This is a genomic window from Nocardioides caeni (assembly GCF_004912195.1).
Taxonomy (GTDB): Bacteria; Actinomycetota; Actinomycetes; order Propionibacteriales; family Nocardioidaceae; genus Nocardioides; species Nocardioides caeni.
In genome coordinates, this window is sequence record NZ_STGW01000003.1 from 78,950 (window position 1) to 97,888 (window position 18,939).

9 protein-coding genes and 1 pseudogene are annotated in these 18,939 nt (G+C 64.9%); 7 read left to right on the plus strand and 3 right to left on the minus strand.

The genetic code is table 11. The annotated features are described in order from the left end of the window. The 7 genes from dpdF to dpdD are packed head-to-tail and all read left to right on the plus strand — an operon-like array spanning position 1 to position 14,441. Positions 1 to 2,598 (plus strand): protein DpdF, encoded by a 2,598-nt coding sequence (gene dpdF / locus E9934_RS06290; protein WP_136562037.1) that lies wholly within the window; start codon positions 1 to 3, stop codon positions 2,596 to 2,598. Beyond that, entirely contained in the window at positions 2,598 to 3,518 is a 921-nt protein-coding gene (dpdG, locus tag E9934_RS06295) for a protein DpdG (protein WP_136562038.1), read from the plus strand. Before dpdF ends, dpdG begins: the two co-directional genes overlap by 1 nt. Beyond that, entirely contained in the window at positions 3,515 to 6,571 is a 3,057-nt protein-coding gene (gene dpdH, locus E9934_RS06300; RefSeq protein WP_136562039.1) for a protein DpdH, read from the plus strand. Before dpdG ends, dpdH begins: the two co-directional genes overlap by 4 nt. Continuing rightward, positions 6,568 to 7,278, plus strand: a complete 711-nt coding sequence (locus E9934_RS06305; protein WP_136562040.1) for a hypothetical protein — start codon at positions 6,568 to 6,570, stop codon at positions 7,276 to 7,278. Before dpdH ends, E9934_RS06305 begins: the two co-directional genes overlap by 4 nt. Then, positions 7,275 to 11,771, plus strand: a complete 4,497-nt coding sequence (gene dpdJ, locus E9934_RS06310) for a protein DpdJ (protein ID WP_136562041.1) — start codon at positions 7,275 to 7,277, stop codon at positions 11,769 to 11,771. The genes E9934_RS06305 and dpdJ overlap by 4 nt, the downstream gene beginning before the upstream one ends. Continuing rightward, positions 11,768 to 12,292 (plus strand): phospholipase D-like domain-containing protein DpdK, encoded by a 525-nt coding sequence (gene dpdK / locus E9934_RS06315; RefSeq protein ID WP_275106617.1) that lies wholly within the window; start codon positions 11,768 to 11,770, stop codon positions 12,290 to 12,292. Before dpdJ ends, dpdK begins: the two co-directional genes overlap by 4 nt. Next, on the plus strand, positions 12,282 to 14,441 hold the full coding sequence (gene dpdD / locus E9934_RS06320) for a protein DpdD (RefSeq protein ID WP_136562043.1): 2,160 nt from the start codon (positions 12,282 to 12,284) through the stop codon (positions 14,439 to 14,441). The genes dpdK and dpdD overlap by 11 nt, the downstream gene beginning before the upstream one ends. Here the strand turns inward: dpdD and E9934_RS06325 are convergent. From E9934_RS06325 to mobF, 3 genes and pseudogenes are all read right to left on the minus strand, one after another. Continuing rightward, positions 14,406 to 14,786 carry a hypothetical protein gene (locus E9934_RS06325; RefSeq protein WP_136562044.1) on the minus strand — a complete coding sequence of 127 codons (381 nt, stop codon included), beginning with the start codon at positions 14,784 to 14,786 and terminating at the stop codon, positions 14,406 to 14,408. The two genes, dpdD and E9934_RS06325, sit on opposite strands and share 36 nt — an antisense overlap. A 99-nt stretch (positions 14,787 to 14,885) precedes the next feature. Further along, entirely contained in the window at positions 14,886 to 17,168 is a 2,283-nt protein-coding gene (locus E9934_RS06330; protein ID WP_238694805.1) for an AAA family ATPase, read from the minus strand. Between the two features lie 183 nt (positions 17,169 to 17,351). Further along, positions 17,352 to 18,380 (minus strand): annotated as a pseudogene (mobF, locus tag E9934_RS20560) (MobF family relaxase); the annotation flags it as partial. Between the last annotated feature and the right edge of the window lie 559 nt (positions 18,381 to 18,939).

Below are 18,939 nucleotides of genomic sequence, written 5' to 3' on the forward strand. Positions count from 1 at the left end.
ATGACCGATCAGTGGAACCTGGCGACAGCGAACCTCGCTGGTGCCACGAGCAGCCGTGACCTTCTGACCGGGCCCCACCGCCGACTGGTGGATGCATGGTTCTCAGATGTGCCGGGAGCCGAGATCGCGGGTGATATCGCCGCGCTCCTCGGCCAGGTACTGCGTCACCGCCGAGGGACAACAGGGCATTCCAACAGCTACCTGATCCTTCGCCTCGACGCCCGCGGCCTGCCGCTTGAGACGTTTCGCCGGGCCAACCTCGAAGTCACCAAGTTCGGGCTACACGAGCACCGCGTCGCTCTTGGCCCAGATTGGGCTCCTGACTGGCTCCACGGCGACGGGCGCTGGATCGACTTGGCCTGCACAAGCCCCGACAACTTCGACGGTCCGGAGGGCGTGGTATCCACCTCTGCCCGCCACGACATGGCTGTGCCCGTAGACCCGTCCGTGGCCGCGATTGCTGGCATTGGTACCTACCGTTCGCGAAGCCAAGCGAGCGCCGTCCGGGCGGCAGCCCTTGCACCTGCAGGCAGCACACTCCACGTAGTCCTACCCACCGGAACAGGTAAGTCCTTGGTAGGCATCGCGCCGGGCCTGCTGGCTCGTACGGGCGTGACAGTCATCGTGGTCCCGACGGTCGCGCTCGCCCTCGACCAGGAGCGCCAACTTCATCAACGGTTTCCAAACCAGGGCCTCCCTCAGGAAATGGCCTACTACGGCGATCGTCCGGCGACTGAAAAGGAAGCGATCAGGGAGCGTCTGCGCGAAGGAACGCAGAGGGTTCTCTTTACCTCGCCTGAGACTCTGGTCACCGGTCTGGCGGAAACTCTGCGGCGCCTGGCTGCCCGGGGCGAACTGAGCCACGTTGTGATCGACGAAGCCCACCTCGTACGTACCTGGGGCCTGAGCTTCCGACCCGAGTTTCAGGTCGTTGCCTCCCTGATCGCCGAACTGAGAGAGGTCGCACGGGCTCAAGGGGTAGCACCGCCGCACGTAGTACTTCTGACAGCGACGCTCTCACGACAGAGCCTGTTGCTGAACGACGAACTGTTCGCGGGGGACGACACCTCCCTGTTCGTAGGTTCGACGTACCTGCGCACGGAGATCCGCTACCTCTTTGCGCCGCCGGTCTCCAACGAATCGCGACTCGACCGAGTAGTCGAAGCGCTCCACCACGTACCGCGACCCGCGATCGTTTACACGACCAAGAAGGAGTCGGCCGACACGCTCGCAGTTCGACTCCGAGAGGCGGGATTTGGTCGCACGGCGGTCTTCCATGGCGATGTGCACGCCGACGACAGGCTCGAGATCCTGAGGGCATGGTCGGGCGATGCCGGCCCGACTTCCGTTGACGTGGTGGTGGGGACCAGTGCCTTCGGGCTCGGCGTGGACCAAAGCGACGTCCGTACGGTCATCCACGCCTGCGTGCCGGCTTCCGTCGACCGCTTCTACCAAGAAGTCGGACGCGGTGGGCGTGATGGGCACGCAGCCGTGTCGATCTGGATGCCGAGCAGTACCGATGCCCAGGAGGGACGCGCCATCGAGAACGCGACCGTTCTCGGCGACAAGAAGAGTTGGGGACGCTGGGATGCAATGCGCTCGGCTCGCATCTCGGACGACCCCTCGCGCCGGCAGCTTGTCGTGGACACCAGCACCATTCCTCCCTGGCTCCAGTACGCCTCCGATAGCAACCAACTGTGGAATCGCAACACTCTGGTTCTCCTGCAACGGGCTGGAGTACTCGACATTGTCGACACTCCCCCGCCTGCCCTGGAGCGCGCCGAGGACGAATCGGAAGCCGATTGGCGGATCCGAGTCGATGCTGCCTGGTCGGCATACGTGAAGCATGCGACCGTGCGCATTCGCCCGGGCATTGCGAATGTTGATGAGGCGACCGTCCTGCGTGCGATCGACAGAGTCCGACGGGAGATCCGTGATTCAGAATCCGACTCGCGCGACCGCATCGAGCGCATGTTCAGGCTGGATGAATGCTGGGGTTCAATCCTGAGCGAGGAATATGCGTACGACGACGTCGGACCGATGCGCGCTCACCAGGTCGTCGCACCCGCGTGTTCGGGATGCCCCGCTTCCGCGCACGTCCACGAGCCGTCGTTGCGGGCAGCGCGACCCGTTGTTCAAGAAGCATCCCTCCCCCTGCTGCACCGCGAGGTAAGTCCGAAGCTTGCGTCGATGGCCACCAGTGGCCGGACATTGGTGGTGACCTATCTAGAGGGAGAGCTCCGGATCCACCTCGCCGAACTCGTCACGAAGGCCGTGACACACGGCGTCCGAGGAATTCTGGCGTCTGCAGGTCTGGCCGGCTTGCCCGGAGTGGTGGACGCAGGTCGCTCTGCACCCGAGGGACTGGTCCCGGTGGAACAGATCGTCGCGGGTCCGCCCAGAACGTTCCCTATCCCCACATTGATCCTGTTGGACCGGACCGATCCGCCGCAGTTGAGTTGGCTCGCCGGCCAGACTGGTGCACTTCGGATCGTCGTGCTGCCGGAAGAAACCCCGGACCCCCAGTATCCCGGCCAACCTGTGAAGAGCATTCGCTTCCCGCATTGGACACTTTCGTACTTCCTTAGGAGTTTGTGATGGCAGTACTCAACCCGCCACGCACACTGCCGGGTCTCGGCCGCGCCATCGTGAACTACCTCCTCGATGCGCGGCGTTCTCCAACGGAGGAGGACCTTGTCGCCGCGTTCAAGCCTGAAGGCCTTAATCCCGGCGCCGAGGCTGCGGGCGGAATGAAGAACACAATTTCCTCGCTGCGCGCGATCAACGTTCTGGAAACGAATCCTGACGGAACACTCCGGTTGGGCGCGCAGGTCCCGACCCCGAAGTCTCACTTCGACGCTCCGGAGTTTCGTCGAGTCCTTCAATCCCGAGTCTTCGACCTCGGGCGGGATGGCGACGTCTGGGCAACGCAACTTGGCGACGGCCACACGAGTGGTGCTCGCGACCTTAACCGGGCCCTCACCTGGGTGATGGCTCAGGACGCGCTGGGCCAACCGCTGTCATGGACCGAGAACCTGCAAACGCTCCAAGCTGAGCAGTTCGGGACAACCGATCGTGAATCGTGGGCCATCGTCAACGACACGCGATGGGTGGCGGCGTCCCGATGGATTGTTGCGCTCGGCTTGGCGACCCCGTCGGTTATGAAGGACCGGAACGGCGTCGTTCCACTACCGGTTGCCGCGGTCGCGGACGTCCTGCGAACCGTGCCCTCGGAGCGTCTCCCGATCCATGAACTCCTGGCGCGCATTGGACAGGCCATCCCGGTCCTTCATGGCGGGTCGATGCGTTCCGGGCTGGTGTCTCTGCTCGGTGTCGACCCAGACCCAGGTATCAACGCCGACTGCGCGGACAGTTCGATTGGACAGGCACTGCGCATTCTCGAGGAGCGCGGTCGGATCCGATTCGAGACGCTTCCTGATGCACAAGGCATTCGCCTCTCCCGATTCGACGCCGCGCGCCAGGCGCACGCCATCGTGAAGACCGGAGGAAGCAAGTGAGTTGGCGTGGCACACTCCCAGCGGCCTGCTGGAGCGCGCGTGAGGCTTCCGCCATCATTCCCGTCGAGGCGGAAAGCACCTCCGACGGCGTCTTCCTCGCCACGCACAGCACCATCCCGATCACCCAGCGCGATCAGGTCGACAACGCCCGCGGCGGCGCCGTGGTCGATGAGCGAGCATTGCTCCGCGCGGTGCAGGAGCAGCCCGCGGACCAGCCGATCATTCCTATCCTCGGCAAGTCCGGTACAGGCAAATCCCACCTCGTCCGGTGGCTACGGGCTCATCTGGAAACGAAGGAGTCGACGCGCCTGATCTTCGTCCCCAAGCACCGGATGTCGCTCCGGGGGATCCTCGAACTGATCCTTGAGCATGCAAGCGGCGAGCGGGCCGACGAGCTTCGGGCAAAGGTGGCGACCGCGGTTGATGCCGCAGCGGATGAAAAGACCGCGCAACTGAAACTGCGCAACGCTCTTGCGGTCAACATCGAGACGCGCGGGAACCGCGCCGACGGCTCGCCCGAGGAGATCGAACTTCGTGCGTACCTCGCCTCCCCCGGTGGCCTTCCGGCTCTCTTTGGCGACGACGTCTTCCGTAGCCGCCTACTCGACCAGAACGGGCCTATTGCCCGCCTGGTGCGTGAGAAGTTGTCCGGGAAGGGCGACGAAGACAAGGAGGACGCTTTTGGCTTCACCGCCGACGATCTGAACCTCTCCGTTGACGACGTGAACCGCGCCGGTCACGCCGCTCGCGAGGTCGCCGGCGCGCTGACGAGCGAACTCTCGTTCCGTGAACTCGCCGCGCGAATGATCAACGAGCAACTCGGTCCGTCCGTGAGCGAGGTCTTCGGCGTGGGAGGCGACGATCTCAAGCAGATCCTCACAGACGTCCGGGTCGAGATGGACCAGCAGGGCCTGGAACTACTGGTGCTCATCGAAGACTTCTCGATCTTCCAAGGCATCCAGGGCGGACTGATCGATGCCATCACCCTCATCTCCACCGAGGCGCAAAGACTGTGTCCGATGCGAGTTGTGATGGCTGTCACCACCGGCTACTTCATTAATCAGATGCCGGAGACGGTTTACACGAGGACGTACCGGGTCTTCGACCTCGATCTACCCGACGGGATCGATGGATCGTTCCAGCCGTCCGGGTTCGCTAGTCGATACCTCAACGCCGTTCGGGTCGGGGCTGCTGAGCTCGAAACTGCCCATGCGCGCGGGGATGAGGTGCCCAACGCCTGCGAACAGTGCCCTGTCAACGCGCAGTGCCACTCGTCGTTCGGGCAGGTTGACGGCTACGGCCTCTTCCCGTTCAACCCCGCCGCGCTCGACCGGGCCATCAAGAGCCAATCGGCGGATGGCAGCTTCGTGGCTCGCGACGTGCTAACCCGGGTCCTTCGACCGGTCCTGCATCGTGATGAGGCCGAGATCAACAATGGTCGATTCCCGAGCGACGGCTTTGCCAATGATTTTCGGACCGGCGCAAGCGACCGCCTGGCGAACATCGAGGACCAGTTCAAACTGCGGTCGCCTGGAGACGAGGAACTCTCCGAACGTCGCATCCGACTCGTCCGATTCTGGGGTTCCGGGGCGGGTGCGGAGAATCTCGCGCCGACCATCCATGAAGCCTTTGAAATTACGCCAGTCGCCGGACTCAACGATCCGGAGAAGGCGATCGTGGAGCCGAGTCCAGTTCCGCCGACCGAGCGTCCGCGGACTCCCACCCCGACGCCACAACCAGTCGCGGCGGATCCCCCGCTGGTCAAGGCCGTCGATGGCTGGCTCGCAACCGGCAACATCCTGCAAGGCGAGATCAACGACCTTCGGAACATCGTCTTTCAAGCTGTGCGCCAGCGACTCGCGTTCGAGGACGGGTACGGCGGCGACAGCCTGTGGAGCAACGACAAGGCCCTCGCACCAGGGTTCGAAGCGAAGATGGTCGAGTTCAACCAGGCGAAAATCGCTGGCGCTGTCTTGCCGATGGACCGATCGAACCCAGACGACATGCGGGCACTGCGGGCACTCGCATGGGCAAACTACAAGAACAATTGGGCGGAAGTGCCTGACGGAGAACGTCTGCAGAGGCTTACTGAGACTGCCATCGACCGATGGGCAACGCGGGTTGGCGCTGCACTTCTCCCCCCGCGGCACCCCAACGAGAACACCGAACTGGCGAGGCTCGTGGAAGTGCTCCTCAGCATGGCGCGAGCCCTCGGAGTCCCCGACGCGTTCAAGTCCGATACCGCTAGTCGGATCCGGGCTCTGTTCGCCCCGGTTCCTGCACGGACAGATCTCGAGCTGAGGCCTGGGCTCCGGTCCCTCCACGGCTTCCTCGTGGACGGCGCCGGCAGCGGGAATAGCGTGACTCGAGTCGGCCGCAGCCACCTCCAGCAGCGACTGCTGCGTCACGCCTCCTACAGCCAGGGTTCTGGTAAGCCCCTTGCGCTGGACCTCAGCAAGCTAGCGAAGGTCGTCCGCAGCGGAGCGATTGGAGCGCCATGGCCCGACTCGACACCTGACCTGATCAAGACGTCGGTCGCGACCATCGAGGCCCGACTGGCATCGATCGACTCGTTGCACGCGGAAGCTTCGAACCTTGTACCCGACCTGTCCGACCTCGGCGGGGATCTCGCCGACGTCGCGGGGGAACTTCTCGTTCTCGTCAACGAGCGCGCCTCCGCCGGCGCGCTGCCAGGCGGAATCAACCCCGGCGACCTCCAGGCCGCAGCCAAGTCCGTCAAGCCCGGTGACCAACGGAAGGTCGAGGCCGCCTTTGCCGAACTGAGCCGCTGGGATCAACTCTCACACGACGAGAAGTTGCAGGTCCTCAACGGAGACTGGGATGAGCCCGCACGACGAGCAGGTGCATGGCTCCGGATGGCAACCCAAACGGTCCGCCTGCTCGAGCACAGCCTCGGCAACGGCAGTCCCTCTGACGTGCAGCGCGAATACGCTGAGGCCCGCGACCAATTGGTCGCGGATCTCATCGCCACAGCCGACTCGATCTCAAGCCCAGCAACCGAAGATCCATCTGGAGCGGAGGAGCTCGCATGACTTTGCGAAGCACGATCCAGGATCTGCGCGCTTGCGCCGACGTCGCCAACGACGAGCACCGGGTCAAGGTCCGGACAGGACAGTTCGCAGAACTCAGTGCCCGCCTCGCCCCGGCTCTGGAGGAGTTGCCCGCGCTCAACATCGCGCTGAGCGAAGTTGCCCAACTCGATGTCGATCTGCCTGACGGTCGTGAACAGGATGCCGCCCAGGTAGCTGACGGTCTCCGTGCCCTGGCGGCCGAATTGCCAACGCTAGGCATCGACCAGAACCTTGACCTCGCGAAAGAGCGCGTCCGCTCGGCCGAGAAGTACACCAACCAGTTGCGCGCTTTCGTAGCAGGCACCTGGCAGACATACGTGAGCCAACCTCCACCGGCGATCAACGGCGATCTCATCGACGCCCTGGCACAGGGCGGAGTTGACGTCGAGGCGATTCGCGATGAGTTGGAAACGGCGCGCGGCCACCTACTCGCGATCACCAGCAGGCTGATCCCGGACCGCGGTGCGGTCCAGAAATACCGTGACGCAATCGAGTCGATCCACCGCTGCGGCGAACAGATCGGAAAGGTCGTGGACGCCGACATCGCTGAGGGCATCGTGGAGTCTCAGGAGCCGTCTGGGGTCCCGCTCACCTGGTTCACGCCAGAACGACTCGAAAAGCTCCGGGCGCTCGGCATCCTCGACCGTTTCCAGGTGAGGCTGCGATGACGCCAGCCCTGCTAACCCGAATCCTTGACCGACTCGAGTCGCTCGAGGATCCATTGCTGTGCTGGGGAGTCGTCGACGGCGGCTTCAGCACCGACGAGCTCAGCAAGGTGATCAGCGACGAGCTCACCGCAAGCCACGAATGGGACCTGGGCGCCGACGACATCATCGAGGCGATGACCACGCAGGCTCTGCTGGTCCACGATTCCAGTTCGTCACCTGCCCGTTGGCGCACCCGCAATGGCGAGACCATTCGCTTAGTGGCGCGGCTCCGGCAAACGTTCCTCGGCCAGCCGTGGCAATCGGGAACCAACCTGATCTCCGACTTCCGGTACGCACGCCGTCCCCGGTTCTACCCAAAGCGGGATCACCCGTGGACCGCCGCCATCGAGGGGGCAGCCGGCCCCGTCGACGCATATCGCAACGTGGTCGAGGTCATGACGCAACGCGACGGCAAACATGACCTCCTAGGCGGGTTCCAGGTCCGCGCTACGAGGCACATCTTGACGGCGCTGCAGAGTCAGACCACAACTGCCACCGTGGTCGGAGCTGGAACGGGAAGCGGAAAGACAAACGCGTTCTACCTTCCTGCCTTCAGCTATCTGGCCGGTATCACCAACCCTTCCGCATGGACTCGCGCACTTGCTGTCTACCCGCGGACCGAACTGCTGAAGGATCAGCTTGACACGGCGTTCGCCCACTCCTGCCGACTCGACGATCTGTGGAAGCGGTCCATTGGACGATCGATGACGATCGGCGCCCTCTACGGCAGTACCCCCACCAATGCGAAGAACGTCAGGCTTCCTTATCGAGGGTGGGGACGTCGCGCTCACGGCATGGCTTCGCCACAGATGCGCTGCCCCGGCGATGGCTTCGCCCAATGTGGAGGCGAACTCGTCTGGCCGAACGAAGACATCGACGCCGGAGTCGAACGACTGGTGTGCGGGACCTGCCGGCGCTCGTTCGGACAGGACCAGGTTGTCCTCACCCGCCAATCCATGCAGAGCTCACCTCCGGACCTGCTTTTCGTGACGACCGAGATGCTGAATCGCGGACTCTCCGATCTGAATCTCACACGGCCTCTGGGCATCGACGTACCGGTCAGCAAGAAGCCTCGGATGATGCTCCTCGATGAGATTCACACCTACGACGGCACCACCGGCGCCCAGGCCGCCATGGTGCTCCGCCGTTGGCACCACAGCGTTCAAGCTCCCATCGCCTTCGTCGGCCTGTCTGCGACCCTGTCCAACCCGATCCGTCACATGGCAGATCTGACCGGAGTCGACGACGAACTCGTCACCAGCATCACCCCAGAAGCCGAAGAACTGGAGTACGAGGGCGCGGAGTACCTGCTCGCGCTCCGTAGCGATCCCACCAGTGGCGCGTCGGTACTGTCCTCCACCATCCAGGCTGCGATGCTGCTCCCACGAACTCAGGATGAGCCGGCAACCAGAATCTCGTCGGGTGTGTACGGAACGAAGGCGTTCGTCTTCACAGACGATCTCGACGTCACGAATCGCCTGTTCTCATACCTCCTCGACGCCGAGGGGCAGCGGTACGCCTTCGGAAAGACGAAGTCGTTCAAACCTCCTCTAGCGTCACTGCGTTCGAACGCCAATGGAGGGGACGTCACGCAACAGCGTCGTGCCGGCCAACTCTGGGATCTGCCAATTGCGATCGGCCACAAGTTCGCGACGCTCGGAGACGGTCTTCGGGTGAGCCGAACCACTTCACAGGACGCAGGCGTTACGGCCGACAGCCAGTTGATCGTTGCAACCGCGTCTCTCGAGGTCGGGTTCGACGACCCCGATGTCGGTGTGGTTCTCCAGCACAAGGCACCCCGCGGAGTCGCCGCCTTCCTTCAGCGGAAAGGGCGCGCGGGACGCAAGCGGACGATGCGGCCGTACACCGTAGTCGTGCTGTCTGACTACGGCCGCGACCGCGCGACGTACGAGTCGTGGGACACCTTGTTCGACCCAGTGCTCCCTGATCTCGTGCTGCCGATCCGCAACCGAGCCGTACTACGCATGCAAGCAACCATCGCGATGGTCGATTGGTTGACAACGCAACTCCGTCAACAGGGCATCCCGAGAACTACTATCGGCTGGACCGCCCTCGGGCAGAAGCCGGCCGAGAGCTTCGCCAAGCCGGGCCGCGAAACTCAACTCAAGGCCGTTGAGATCCTCAACGAAGCCCTCCGCGATCCTGACCGCCAGCGCAGCCTCCGCACGTGGGTGCAGAATGCACTCGGCCTGTCCGACGCAGAGGCCAGCGAGGTCTTGTGGCATCCGCCAAGGCCACTCTTGCTCCAGGCGATCCCGACGTTGCGTCGCCGCCTCCAGCACAACTGGGGCGTGGCCGATGTCACCCGAGTCCACGAGTTTCGCGATCTCATGGGCGGCAATCCCCTGCCCGACTTCTTCCCGATGAACTTGTTCAGCGAACTGGCGTTACCCGAGGCCTTCGTGAGCATTCCGCCCCAGTCGGATCGGGATACAGAACGCGAACTCCAGCCGATGGGACTCGGCCAGATGCTCCGCGAGTACGCGCCAGGCCGGGTTTCACGCCGATTCGCAACAAGGAATCTCGAGCACCGCCACTGGATCCCCGTACCGATCGGCATTGCTGAGCCGGTACTTGAGCTCACAACGATCCTGCCCCTGTTTGGGATCGAGGAGCCTTGCACCATCGACATCGACGGCGTTCCGACGACCACCACGGTGGTTCGTCCCGATCGGGTGCTACTCGAACTGCCGCCGAAGACGGTGAAGGACTCGTCCAACGCGACGATGCAATGGAGGTCGCAGTTCATCGAAACGGGGACCGGCCTGATCATCCGTGTGCCACGCGCCGACCCTGTCGGGCGCCTGATCAAGGACGCGCGCTTCTTTCTGCATGCTCAGAACGCGCACGTCAACGTCCATCGTGCGGCCGTGAGTGCTGATGCCACCCTCAACCTCGAGGACGGCAGCGAGCAGCGGGTGCGATCTCGCTTCGCGCTTCATGGCGAGCCGGCAGCGATGGGGTCGACCTTTGACGTGGACGGATTGCGCATCCGAGTCGACCTGCCGGCGGATATCGCCGTCCCGGACGACCTCATGCCCGGGCTGCGCAGTGCCTGGTTCAAGCACGTCCTGCTCAATGATGGTGAGTTGCTGAGCTTCCTGAATAGCTTCCGAATCGACTGGCTTCACCAGTGCCTCGAGGCCATGCTGCTCACGACGGCAGTACGGGATCAGATCACCCTCGCGGAGGCGTACACATCGATCCATGACTCCTTCGACGACAAACTGGAGGAAACCCTCGACGCCATGTTCCGGGCGTCGAGCGTGATCGAGTCAGAGTCCGCGGTGCTGTCACGAATGGGCGCCCGACTCAAGGAGGCACTAAAGAACCCGGCCATCGCCTCCCGTCTCGACGCACTGGCACCGCAGTACTGGTCTCCTGAGCCCACAGCATTCAATCGATGGCTCCGCGAACGGACGCTTTCGACTCTCGGGCACGCGACGCTCGCTGCAGCCAGACAGATCTGCCCGGAGCACGATCCTGAAAGCGTCATCGTTGACATCGAACCCGGATATGACTCCGACGGCCGACCGCGAGTCGGGGAGATCTGGCTGTCGGAATCGTCGATCGGGGGCGGTGGATTCATAGAGGCCCTCGGAGCGCGCGTCCGCCCCGATCCTCGACGACTCCTTCGGCTTATCCTTCGAGCTACACAGCCCAGTACATACGAACTCGTTGACGGCCATCTTCAGCGCGTTATCGATCTGACGACGACCGACGGAACGTGGTCTGGCCTCGTCAACGACTTTCGGACTGCGCCTGATCAGGCAAGCCGCATCGAGGCGCTCGGTCGGATCCGGGATGGCCTTCGCCGATCCGGCATCTACGGCGCAGAACAGTCGGTGGTGTCGTCGCTTGCGAGTCGCGTTCTGCGGCCAGGATCGACCCCAGCAACGGACTTGGCGTTGTCAACTGTAACCACCGAGTGGAAGGCAGAAGAGCGGCGGCTCGGCGTCGAGATCCCACCTCGCACCTGGGCGTATCTGATGCGTGATCGCGTCGACTTGGATCCTGGTCTCGTCCTCGCAGGTGGAGGCGGCGAGCGCCAGCGAATGGATGCGGTGCAGAGCATGCTGTGGCCACGCGGATGGCAACTCCGTGCTGAACAACTGAACGCGTGGAATCCGTTTGCCGAGAACCCGCCCGCAGCACCCGACCTGCTGCGGTCTCTCGCTACCGCGGGCGATCCCCCGCTCCCGCTCACCGGCGACTTCCGTGTACGAGTTCGGCAAGCCCTGGCGCGCACGGGGTCTACGCAGGTCCTAGCCACTCCCGGTCAGGCCGGAGAGCTCGCGGATCTGCTCGTGGACGTCAGCGTCGAGCCCGTAGTCACCGAATACCTCAATGTCTATCCGCGAGTTGTGGAGATCGACCACCGGGCGAACGGCGACGTCGTCGTCGCCCTCGAACTGGCCGAGGTGTCGGCGTGAGACGGATTACGACTGGGGGCCGCGGGCAGACGCGAGTTCTCAATGACCTCATGCAGAACCTGCTGGTCACAGAGCTCCTGGTCCCTTCCGGGCAACTGTGGGTCCTGTCGCCGTGGATCTCCGATATTGACGTAATCGACAACACGGCGGGCCAGTTCAAGACTGTGCTGCCGGGTCTCCCATCACGATGGATTCGCCTGACCGAGGTCTTGATCGAACTGGCTCGTCGTGGGAGCGACGTCCGCGTCCTGACACGTGACGTCGAGAGCAACATCATTGCTCGGCAGCGACTCGAAAACGTCGGCGGCCTAGGTGCCAAGCCAGCGGTACGAATCCATCCCAAGTTGCACGACAAGGGCATCCTGGGTGACCGGTTCCACCTTCAGGGCTCGATGAACTTCACCTACTTCGGACAGGCCGTCAACGCAGAAGGCGTGACATTGACGCGCGATCCCCACGCCATTGCGGAGACGCGGATCGCTTACAACGCTCTCTACGAAGGTGCCGGTCATGCAGGATGACGAGTTCTTTGGCCCCGGCAACGACATCAAGCCCGCTCGCCTGCAACCGGAGCACGAGACATCGATCGAGAACTGGCGAGATGCCATTCGACGCGGGCAGATCGCGTTTCTTCCGAGGTCGACCAAGGGCAACCTGTACTGGTATGGGTTCGCTCCTACGAAGCGAGAGCAGAAGGAGTTGCTCACGCTCCTAGATGCCTGGGTAGGGCCAACGTTCAGTGACCTGCCTAGGAGCCGAGGGCGGCTGTACCCGCAGGATCCGTTTGACACGGCGCTCGCCGCCAACGACGTGCCGCCGCTTCGCTTTGAGGTACTGCCTCGAGGCAGCGGGACGGCTCGCGACGAGGTACGCCAAGCACTCCTCGTTCTCTCGAAGTTGGTCTGGAAGCGTCCCCGCTCTGAGTTCGACGCGCCTCGAACCACGGTCGAGGTGCTCGACGACCTAGGCCACGCCATAGGTGCTCAGGATCGGCGAATCGCCCTTGCATGCCTGCGTGAACTCGAAGCCTTCGCCGATCTCGACCACTCGAACCTCGCGTTCCTCCGCTTGCGCGTTCACGCCGGGCTTGGCGACATTGCCGCGATCTTCGCCGACCAGGACTTGGAACACGTCCTCCAACTGCGTCGCCCACTCGGGATCACTCGACTGCTTCAGTTCGCTGTCTACGAGCGCTACCTAGAAGAGGCCGACGCATCCGGCGACGGAGAATCACTGATCGAAGCTGCCGAGCGGATCCCCACTGGTCTCCGAACACTCACAACAGGAGGCACCGCAGGGAGTCGGCGGGCGCTTGTTGTCGAGTTCGTCCTCGCCAGACTTAACGGCGCCGCAACTGCCACTCTTGAGCGGTTGGCCGATGAAGCTCAGACCATCTCACCGACGTTGGCGGACACGCTCCGCCTGCTGATTACGCCTGAGGCTGAACCAACTCGGACGCCTCCTGGAGCCCCCGCGGCGAAGCCAGACGTCACACCGCGCGACGAACTCCACCGACTAATCGAGGAAGGAGAGTTCGCTGCGGCGATCGTCGCTGGTCTGGCCGAGCCGCCATCGACGACGACGGCTGCGCTACTGCTCGGATGCGTTAGGGAACTCGAGGACCCGCGTCTCGCCGGTGAAGTCGCGGCCTTCGTCGAGGCCTCGGGACTTGAGGCAGAGTCCAGCGAACACGACATCGTTGTGCGCGCCGATCTTGACTGGCTCGCCCACTTCCTAACCCCGCAGCGACACCTTGGGTGGCTCGGATGGTTCGATGCCCTCCAAGCGAACGACGCGGTGGGAATGGACGTCGATTTCAGCGTCTGCGCCGACTGGGCCCCGCTCGACCAGGCGACTGTCGCCAACTGCCTCTCGTCGCTCGACGAAGAGGCACTAGCTCGTCTCGGAGACCACGGCGGCGCATTCATGGCAACGCATTCGTCCCTGTTCGCGGGCCAGGATGGGGCTCAACTCTGCGAACGGGTGCTCGCAGGCTTCGCTGTCAGCGAGAAGAACACCGCAGGAATCCGCCTTCAGACGGTCGCACTGCTCGAGTACCTGGCCGCTGCTGACGCAGGCAAGGAGTCCCTGGCCGCTTCCTTGCTGTGGACGGAGGACATTCTGCGGGCGGGCACCTCGGCGGTCACAGCAGGTTGGACCGTTGACGTGCTCCAGACCGCAACTGCCAGCCCACAAGCGCTCGACGCCAAGACTCGACTGTTCTACACCGCATTGGATGTGCTGAGGCCCGTGCGCTCCAGTCTCAGCCTCGCGGACATTGAAGGACTGCGGTTGGTCGCCGAAGAACTGGCAACCAGCCTGCCCGACGACTTCGAGATCGAGGCATCAACTGCAGACCCGGCTGCTCCCTACCGGCATCTTGAAGGTTCAGTCGTGGTGCTCTACTCACTCACGGAGTCCGCGATTACCCGCGCTGCTCAAGTCCTTAGGCGGCTCATTCCGGGCATCGACGTACGGACGACGTCCGACCATGACGGCAGTCAGCAGTTGGCTGCGCTCAGTGCGAACGCCGATATTTTCGTGATGGTCGCGGCATCCGCGAAGCATGCCGCGACGAACTTCATCAAGGACCACCGCGGAGGCCGACCCATCATCCAAGTCAACTCGCGAGGTTCATCTGCCATCCTGCGCGAGCTTGCCGAGGGCTGACGTTGGTCGGCGGCGCGGCATCCAAGGCCAAGCTCGATTCGCCCCGAGGAGCCAAGCCCGTGCCATCGTCAAGACCGCCAGCACGCCCAGCTTGATGGCGTCCCAGGCGACGACCAGCAGAACCAAGTTGAGCCAGCCTGGGGCACCGCTTGCTACCGCGACCGCCAGCGCGTCCGCGACCAACAACAGGCAAGTCGCGACGGCAGCAACCCAACCAACGGTCGACCAGCGGGGCTCCCGAGTTCGCACGTGACGGACAAGCAAGTTGGTCGGCGCGTAGAGCGCGATGTAGCGGTGCACCGCTGCGACGCTGACGATGACGGGCAGGGCCAGAAGGATCAGCATGACTGCCTCCAAACAGTTGGTATCTCCTCGTTACGCCAGTCCGACGACAGACAAGGCTGGCCCCAGCTAGCCCTGTGGAAGACCGCGGCACCAGTCGACCTATGGACGCGACGCGGCACTCAGTTCGGGCGAACGCGTGGCGGGCGAGCATCCGGTAGACGGTGGCGACGCGGGCGCTCGCACGGCAGCAATGGCGCGCTGGCGATCCGCCCTTTGAGAGTCGGTCTTCGTGCTGCCACCGACCGGCAGGTCGGACATGACCTTGTAGCGGTCGCGGTACGCCGCGACTGTCGTTGCCGCCTCAATCCAGGCTTCGCCATGGTCCCCGACGAGTCGCCGAGTCCATGCTTCGCCGCTGACCACGGCCTCCTCAGCAAGGGCACGAGCGCGGGACTCGATCAGTTCCTTGCGTTGGTCGATCGCCTGTCGGTCCTCGGCTGACATCGGGCCGAGCGGCTCGGGGATCAATCCGGCGATGAGTCGTGGACGGAGCCGGCAGCCGCGTGGCGGAGTCGCTGCGAGCTTGTCGACTCGGTAGCGGAGGACCGCTGCGATGTCATCGGCGTCGTCAAGCCCGTGTCGTCCGACGACCCGAGGCAGCAGACTTTCAAGGTCGTGGTGGTAGGCCTCGGCTCGACGGAGTGCCGCCGCGAGCGGACCGAAGGCTGTCGACTCGACGACCGCGGCATGCTGCTCGGCGGTCAGCCCGGAACGGCTGAGCAGGTCAGCGAAGCGGTCGTGCTGAGCTTCCGCGGCGATCGTCTCGAGTTCGGCCGCGAGGCGATCAATGCCACCGTGGAGTTCGTATTCGGCCTCAATGGTCTGCGTGGCCGAGAGGTCGGCGCCGCTGTGCTGGAGGACGCCGTACAGGACTGTTCGGGCCGTCACGTCATCCGCCTCCGGCGTGGAGTGGCTGTCGTCGGGCTGGTCGAGGGCGACGTACGCGATGTTGGACTCGCGGCCGCGGGTCATCGAGACGTAGAGGTTCTCTCGGGTCGTGGATGCGGTCACGACGACGTGCGCCGTGTCGACGGTGACGCCCTGAGCGCGATGCGCGGTGACCGCGTAGCCGAGGTCGACGTGCTCGGCGACGTACTCCGGCGGCAGGACCGCTCGCCCACCGCGGCCATCGAGGCGCTTGACCAGGACAGAGCCGTCACGCCGAATGTCGGTGACCAGCCAGCGGTCGCCGTTCTTCACCCACCCGCCGCGCATGGTCCGGATCCGGCGGTCGTTCTGACGCGTGATGACAATGTCGCCCACCGAGGCTCGGCAGCCGTCGACCAGGTCGACCTCGCGGTGGTCGACCGCACCATCCAGGAGCAGCCGCTCGGCCCGCGCGCGTTCGTTGAGCGCGCGGACGTCCCCCGCCGACTCCGTCACGAGGATGCTGGCGCGCCCGGCAGCGCAATCGTCGCGCCAGGCGACGTACGCCGCGTCGACCATCTCGTCGGTGAGGCCTTCGCGAATCCGCTTGTGGCGGCCGTACGTCGAGATGACCTGGACGTCGCCGCGGCTCAACGCGAGGGAGGCCTCCTTCTCCCAGTCGTTGGCGAACCGGTGGATCTCCCTCAGCTCCGACACGTCCGCGCGCCGATCGACCAGAAGTGCGAAGGCTCCACCGGCGTCGACGGACTGGAGTTGGTGGGGGTCGCCGACCAGCAAGATCTTGGCGCCCGCGCCCGCGGCAATCCCCGTCAGCCGGTCGAGGGTCACCGTGTCGGCCAGCGTCGCCTCGTCGACGATCACCAGCTGACCGCGCCGCTGTTCGGTGCGGCCGCGGTCGTACTCGTGGAGCCACTTCGAGGTGTTCTCGCAGGCGACACCGAGGTCGTCTGCCAGGGCCTGGGCGGCCGCGGCGGATGGCGCCAGCCCGACGACACTCCCCCGCCCGTGCTTACTGATCCAGGCAGCGCGGAGCGCTCTCATGGTCGTGGTCTTGCCGGCCCCAGCCGGTCCGACCAGGAGGTCGACCTGGCGCCCTGAGCGACAGATGCTTTCCACCGCGCGGCGCTGCTGATCGGTCAGCGAGACCTTGCCATTGCCGCACGCTCGCCCAGCGACGCCGACGGACACCGTTGGCGCGGTCACCTTCTCGGCGCGTGCCAACAGCCGCCCCTCGGCCTCGAGCACTGCGATGGAGGAGTACTTCTCACCATGCCGTGGGCGGAACCGGCTCGTGCCGTCCTCACGCTGAAACCGGACCGGGCTCACTGCGAGCTCCGGCGGAGTGAGGACGACGGAGCGTGCCTGCGCCGCGTCCACGACGAGGCCGAGGACGGCCTCGCGGTCCTCGGTCGTCGCGAACCTCAGATCCATCGTCCGCTTCGCTGCCTCGGCCATCAGGTTCCAGTGCGTCCACACAGCCCGCTTCACGGCCACCGCCGCGACCACCTCGGCGCCGATCGCCTCGATGGCAGCCAGTGTCACGTCCTCCGCTGTCAGGTGGTCACCGTCTCGGCCGATCACCGACTGCGACCAGCCTGTGGGCTCGGCGCCCGACCGCTTGGCGGCCCGTTGCCGCCAGCCCGCGGTGAGGTCGGCGAGCGACCGGACCTCCTTCGGCGGGCGCGTGGCGAGCGTGGCTTGGGCCCGGAGCTCGACGATCGTCCTCGTCGATGGCATCCGCCCGTGGCGAGCGACGTACTCCGCGATGAGCTCGTCCTTCTTGAGCTCGATCTCGCGGGTGCGGCTGGAGAACTCGGTGATCAGGTCGTCAGTGACGCCGACGATCTCCCATCGGGGATTCCGGTCGGGTCCGCGCTGCCGCAGCTCCCACTCGATGCCGAGGTCGCGCGACAGCCGGTCCGCCAGGAGTGCGTCGTAGTGGGCAGACAAGCCGGTGCGCGAGGCGAAGACCGGGCGTCCGTCGAGGCTGCGCCAGCGGCCGTCCATGACGGTGAGGACCTTGTTGGCGACGACGACGTGCGTGTGGAGCTGCGGGTCCCCGGCGCGGGAGTCGAAGTGGTCGTAGGCGACGGCCGCGACACCCGCCACGTCGACCTGGGCGACGGCGCCGTCAGCGTCGGAGATGCCCGCACGGGTAGCGGCGACCTCTCGCTCGAACAGCGCGATGGCGTCGGCGACCGCCGCATGATGGGCGTCGACGATCCGCGCCTGGGTGACGGCGTCGGCGACACCCCAGAGCACGGAGACCGACTTCGGGACGCTGAACGTGAGGTCGAACCCCGCCACCGCTCGCCGCATACCGGCCGCGGTCTCCTCAGCCTCGATCCGTGTCGTCTCGGCAGCGCAGTCCTCCTGAGTCATCTCCGGATCGAGAGCGGCGACGCGTTCGTCGATGCGATCCGAGAGCCTCTTGTACGACGGATACGCGCGGCCGAGTTGTTCTCCCGTGATCGGGTCTCGGCCCATGCCGACCAGCAGCGCGAGCTGCTCCTCGCTCACGTGCATGCCCGGGCGGAGCTGGCCGACGCCGAATGCGCCGACACCGGATCCGAGCCAGCGGCCGGGCGGCGTACCGACATCGGAGTAGTAGCGGGTCAGCGGCGTCGACAGGACCCGGTTGCCGTCGCCGGCCGCGACGCTGCGCAGCAGGTACTGGTAGCCGCTGCCCGCGGACATCCGGCGCATCGAGACCGTCACGGCCGTTTCCGTCCCACAGCGCTCAGGTGCGCGTCCTTCTCCACAACCCCCTCGATCTGCACACCGTGTGACGGCGAGGAGGCGGTAGTCCAGGAATGGCGGAAGCGGGACGGGACGAGGGCGGAGGACGCGATGGGCAGGTGAGAGGACGTGGTGACCGAGAGGGACTGAAGGAGCGACGGGAGAGAGGACAGAGGGCTGAGGTGCGACGACGGGCTTGGGCAGAGACGAGCACCTGACCCCTGAAACGACCCGGGCAAAGACGTCGGGTCCGGATCCGTGAATCAGGCTTACGATGAGGTTCAGACGATGCACGCACCGCCCCTGGGACGTCGTCGCGCCTCATCGCCCTAAGGCGAGAGGAAGCAAGATCCCCCATGAAGAATCGACTCGGGTTGACCTTCCTGGCGACCGGCACATTTCTGTTGGCCGCGGTGTCGGCGTGTGCTGACAACGACGCGGATCCTCCACCGACGACGCCAGCCACGTCGACCCCCGCTGAGTCGACGGATCCGACGGCCAGCGACTCTCCGACATCTCCGAACGA

Excerpts from the sequence above, each read along its gene's own strand:
- dpdF (WP_136562037.1), top strand. The coding sequence starts at position 1 with ATGACCGATCAGTGGAACCTGGCGACAGCGAACCTCGCTGGTGCCACG.
- dpdG (WP_136562038.1), top strand. The coding sequence starts at position 2,598 with ATGGCAGTACTCAACCCGCCACGCACACTGCCGGGTCTCGGCCGCGCC.
- E9934_RS06305 (WP_136562040.1), top strand. The coding sequence starts at position 6,568 with ATGACTTTGCGAAGCACGATCCAGGATCTGCGCGCTTGCGCCGACGTC.
- dpdJ (WP_136562041.1), top strand. The coding sequence starts at position 7,275 with ATGACGCCAGCCCTGCTAACCCGAATCCTTGACCGACTCGAGTCGCTC.
- dpdD (WP_136562043.1), top strand. The coding sequence starts at position 12,282 with ATGCAGGATGACGAGTTCTTTGGCCCCGGCAACGACATCAAGCCCGCT.
- E9934_RS06325 (WP_136562044.1), bottom strand. The coding sequence starts at position 14,786 with ATGCTGATCCTTCTGGCCCTGCCCGTCATCGTCAGCGTCGCAGCGGTG.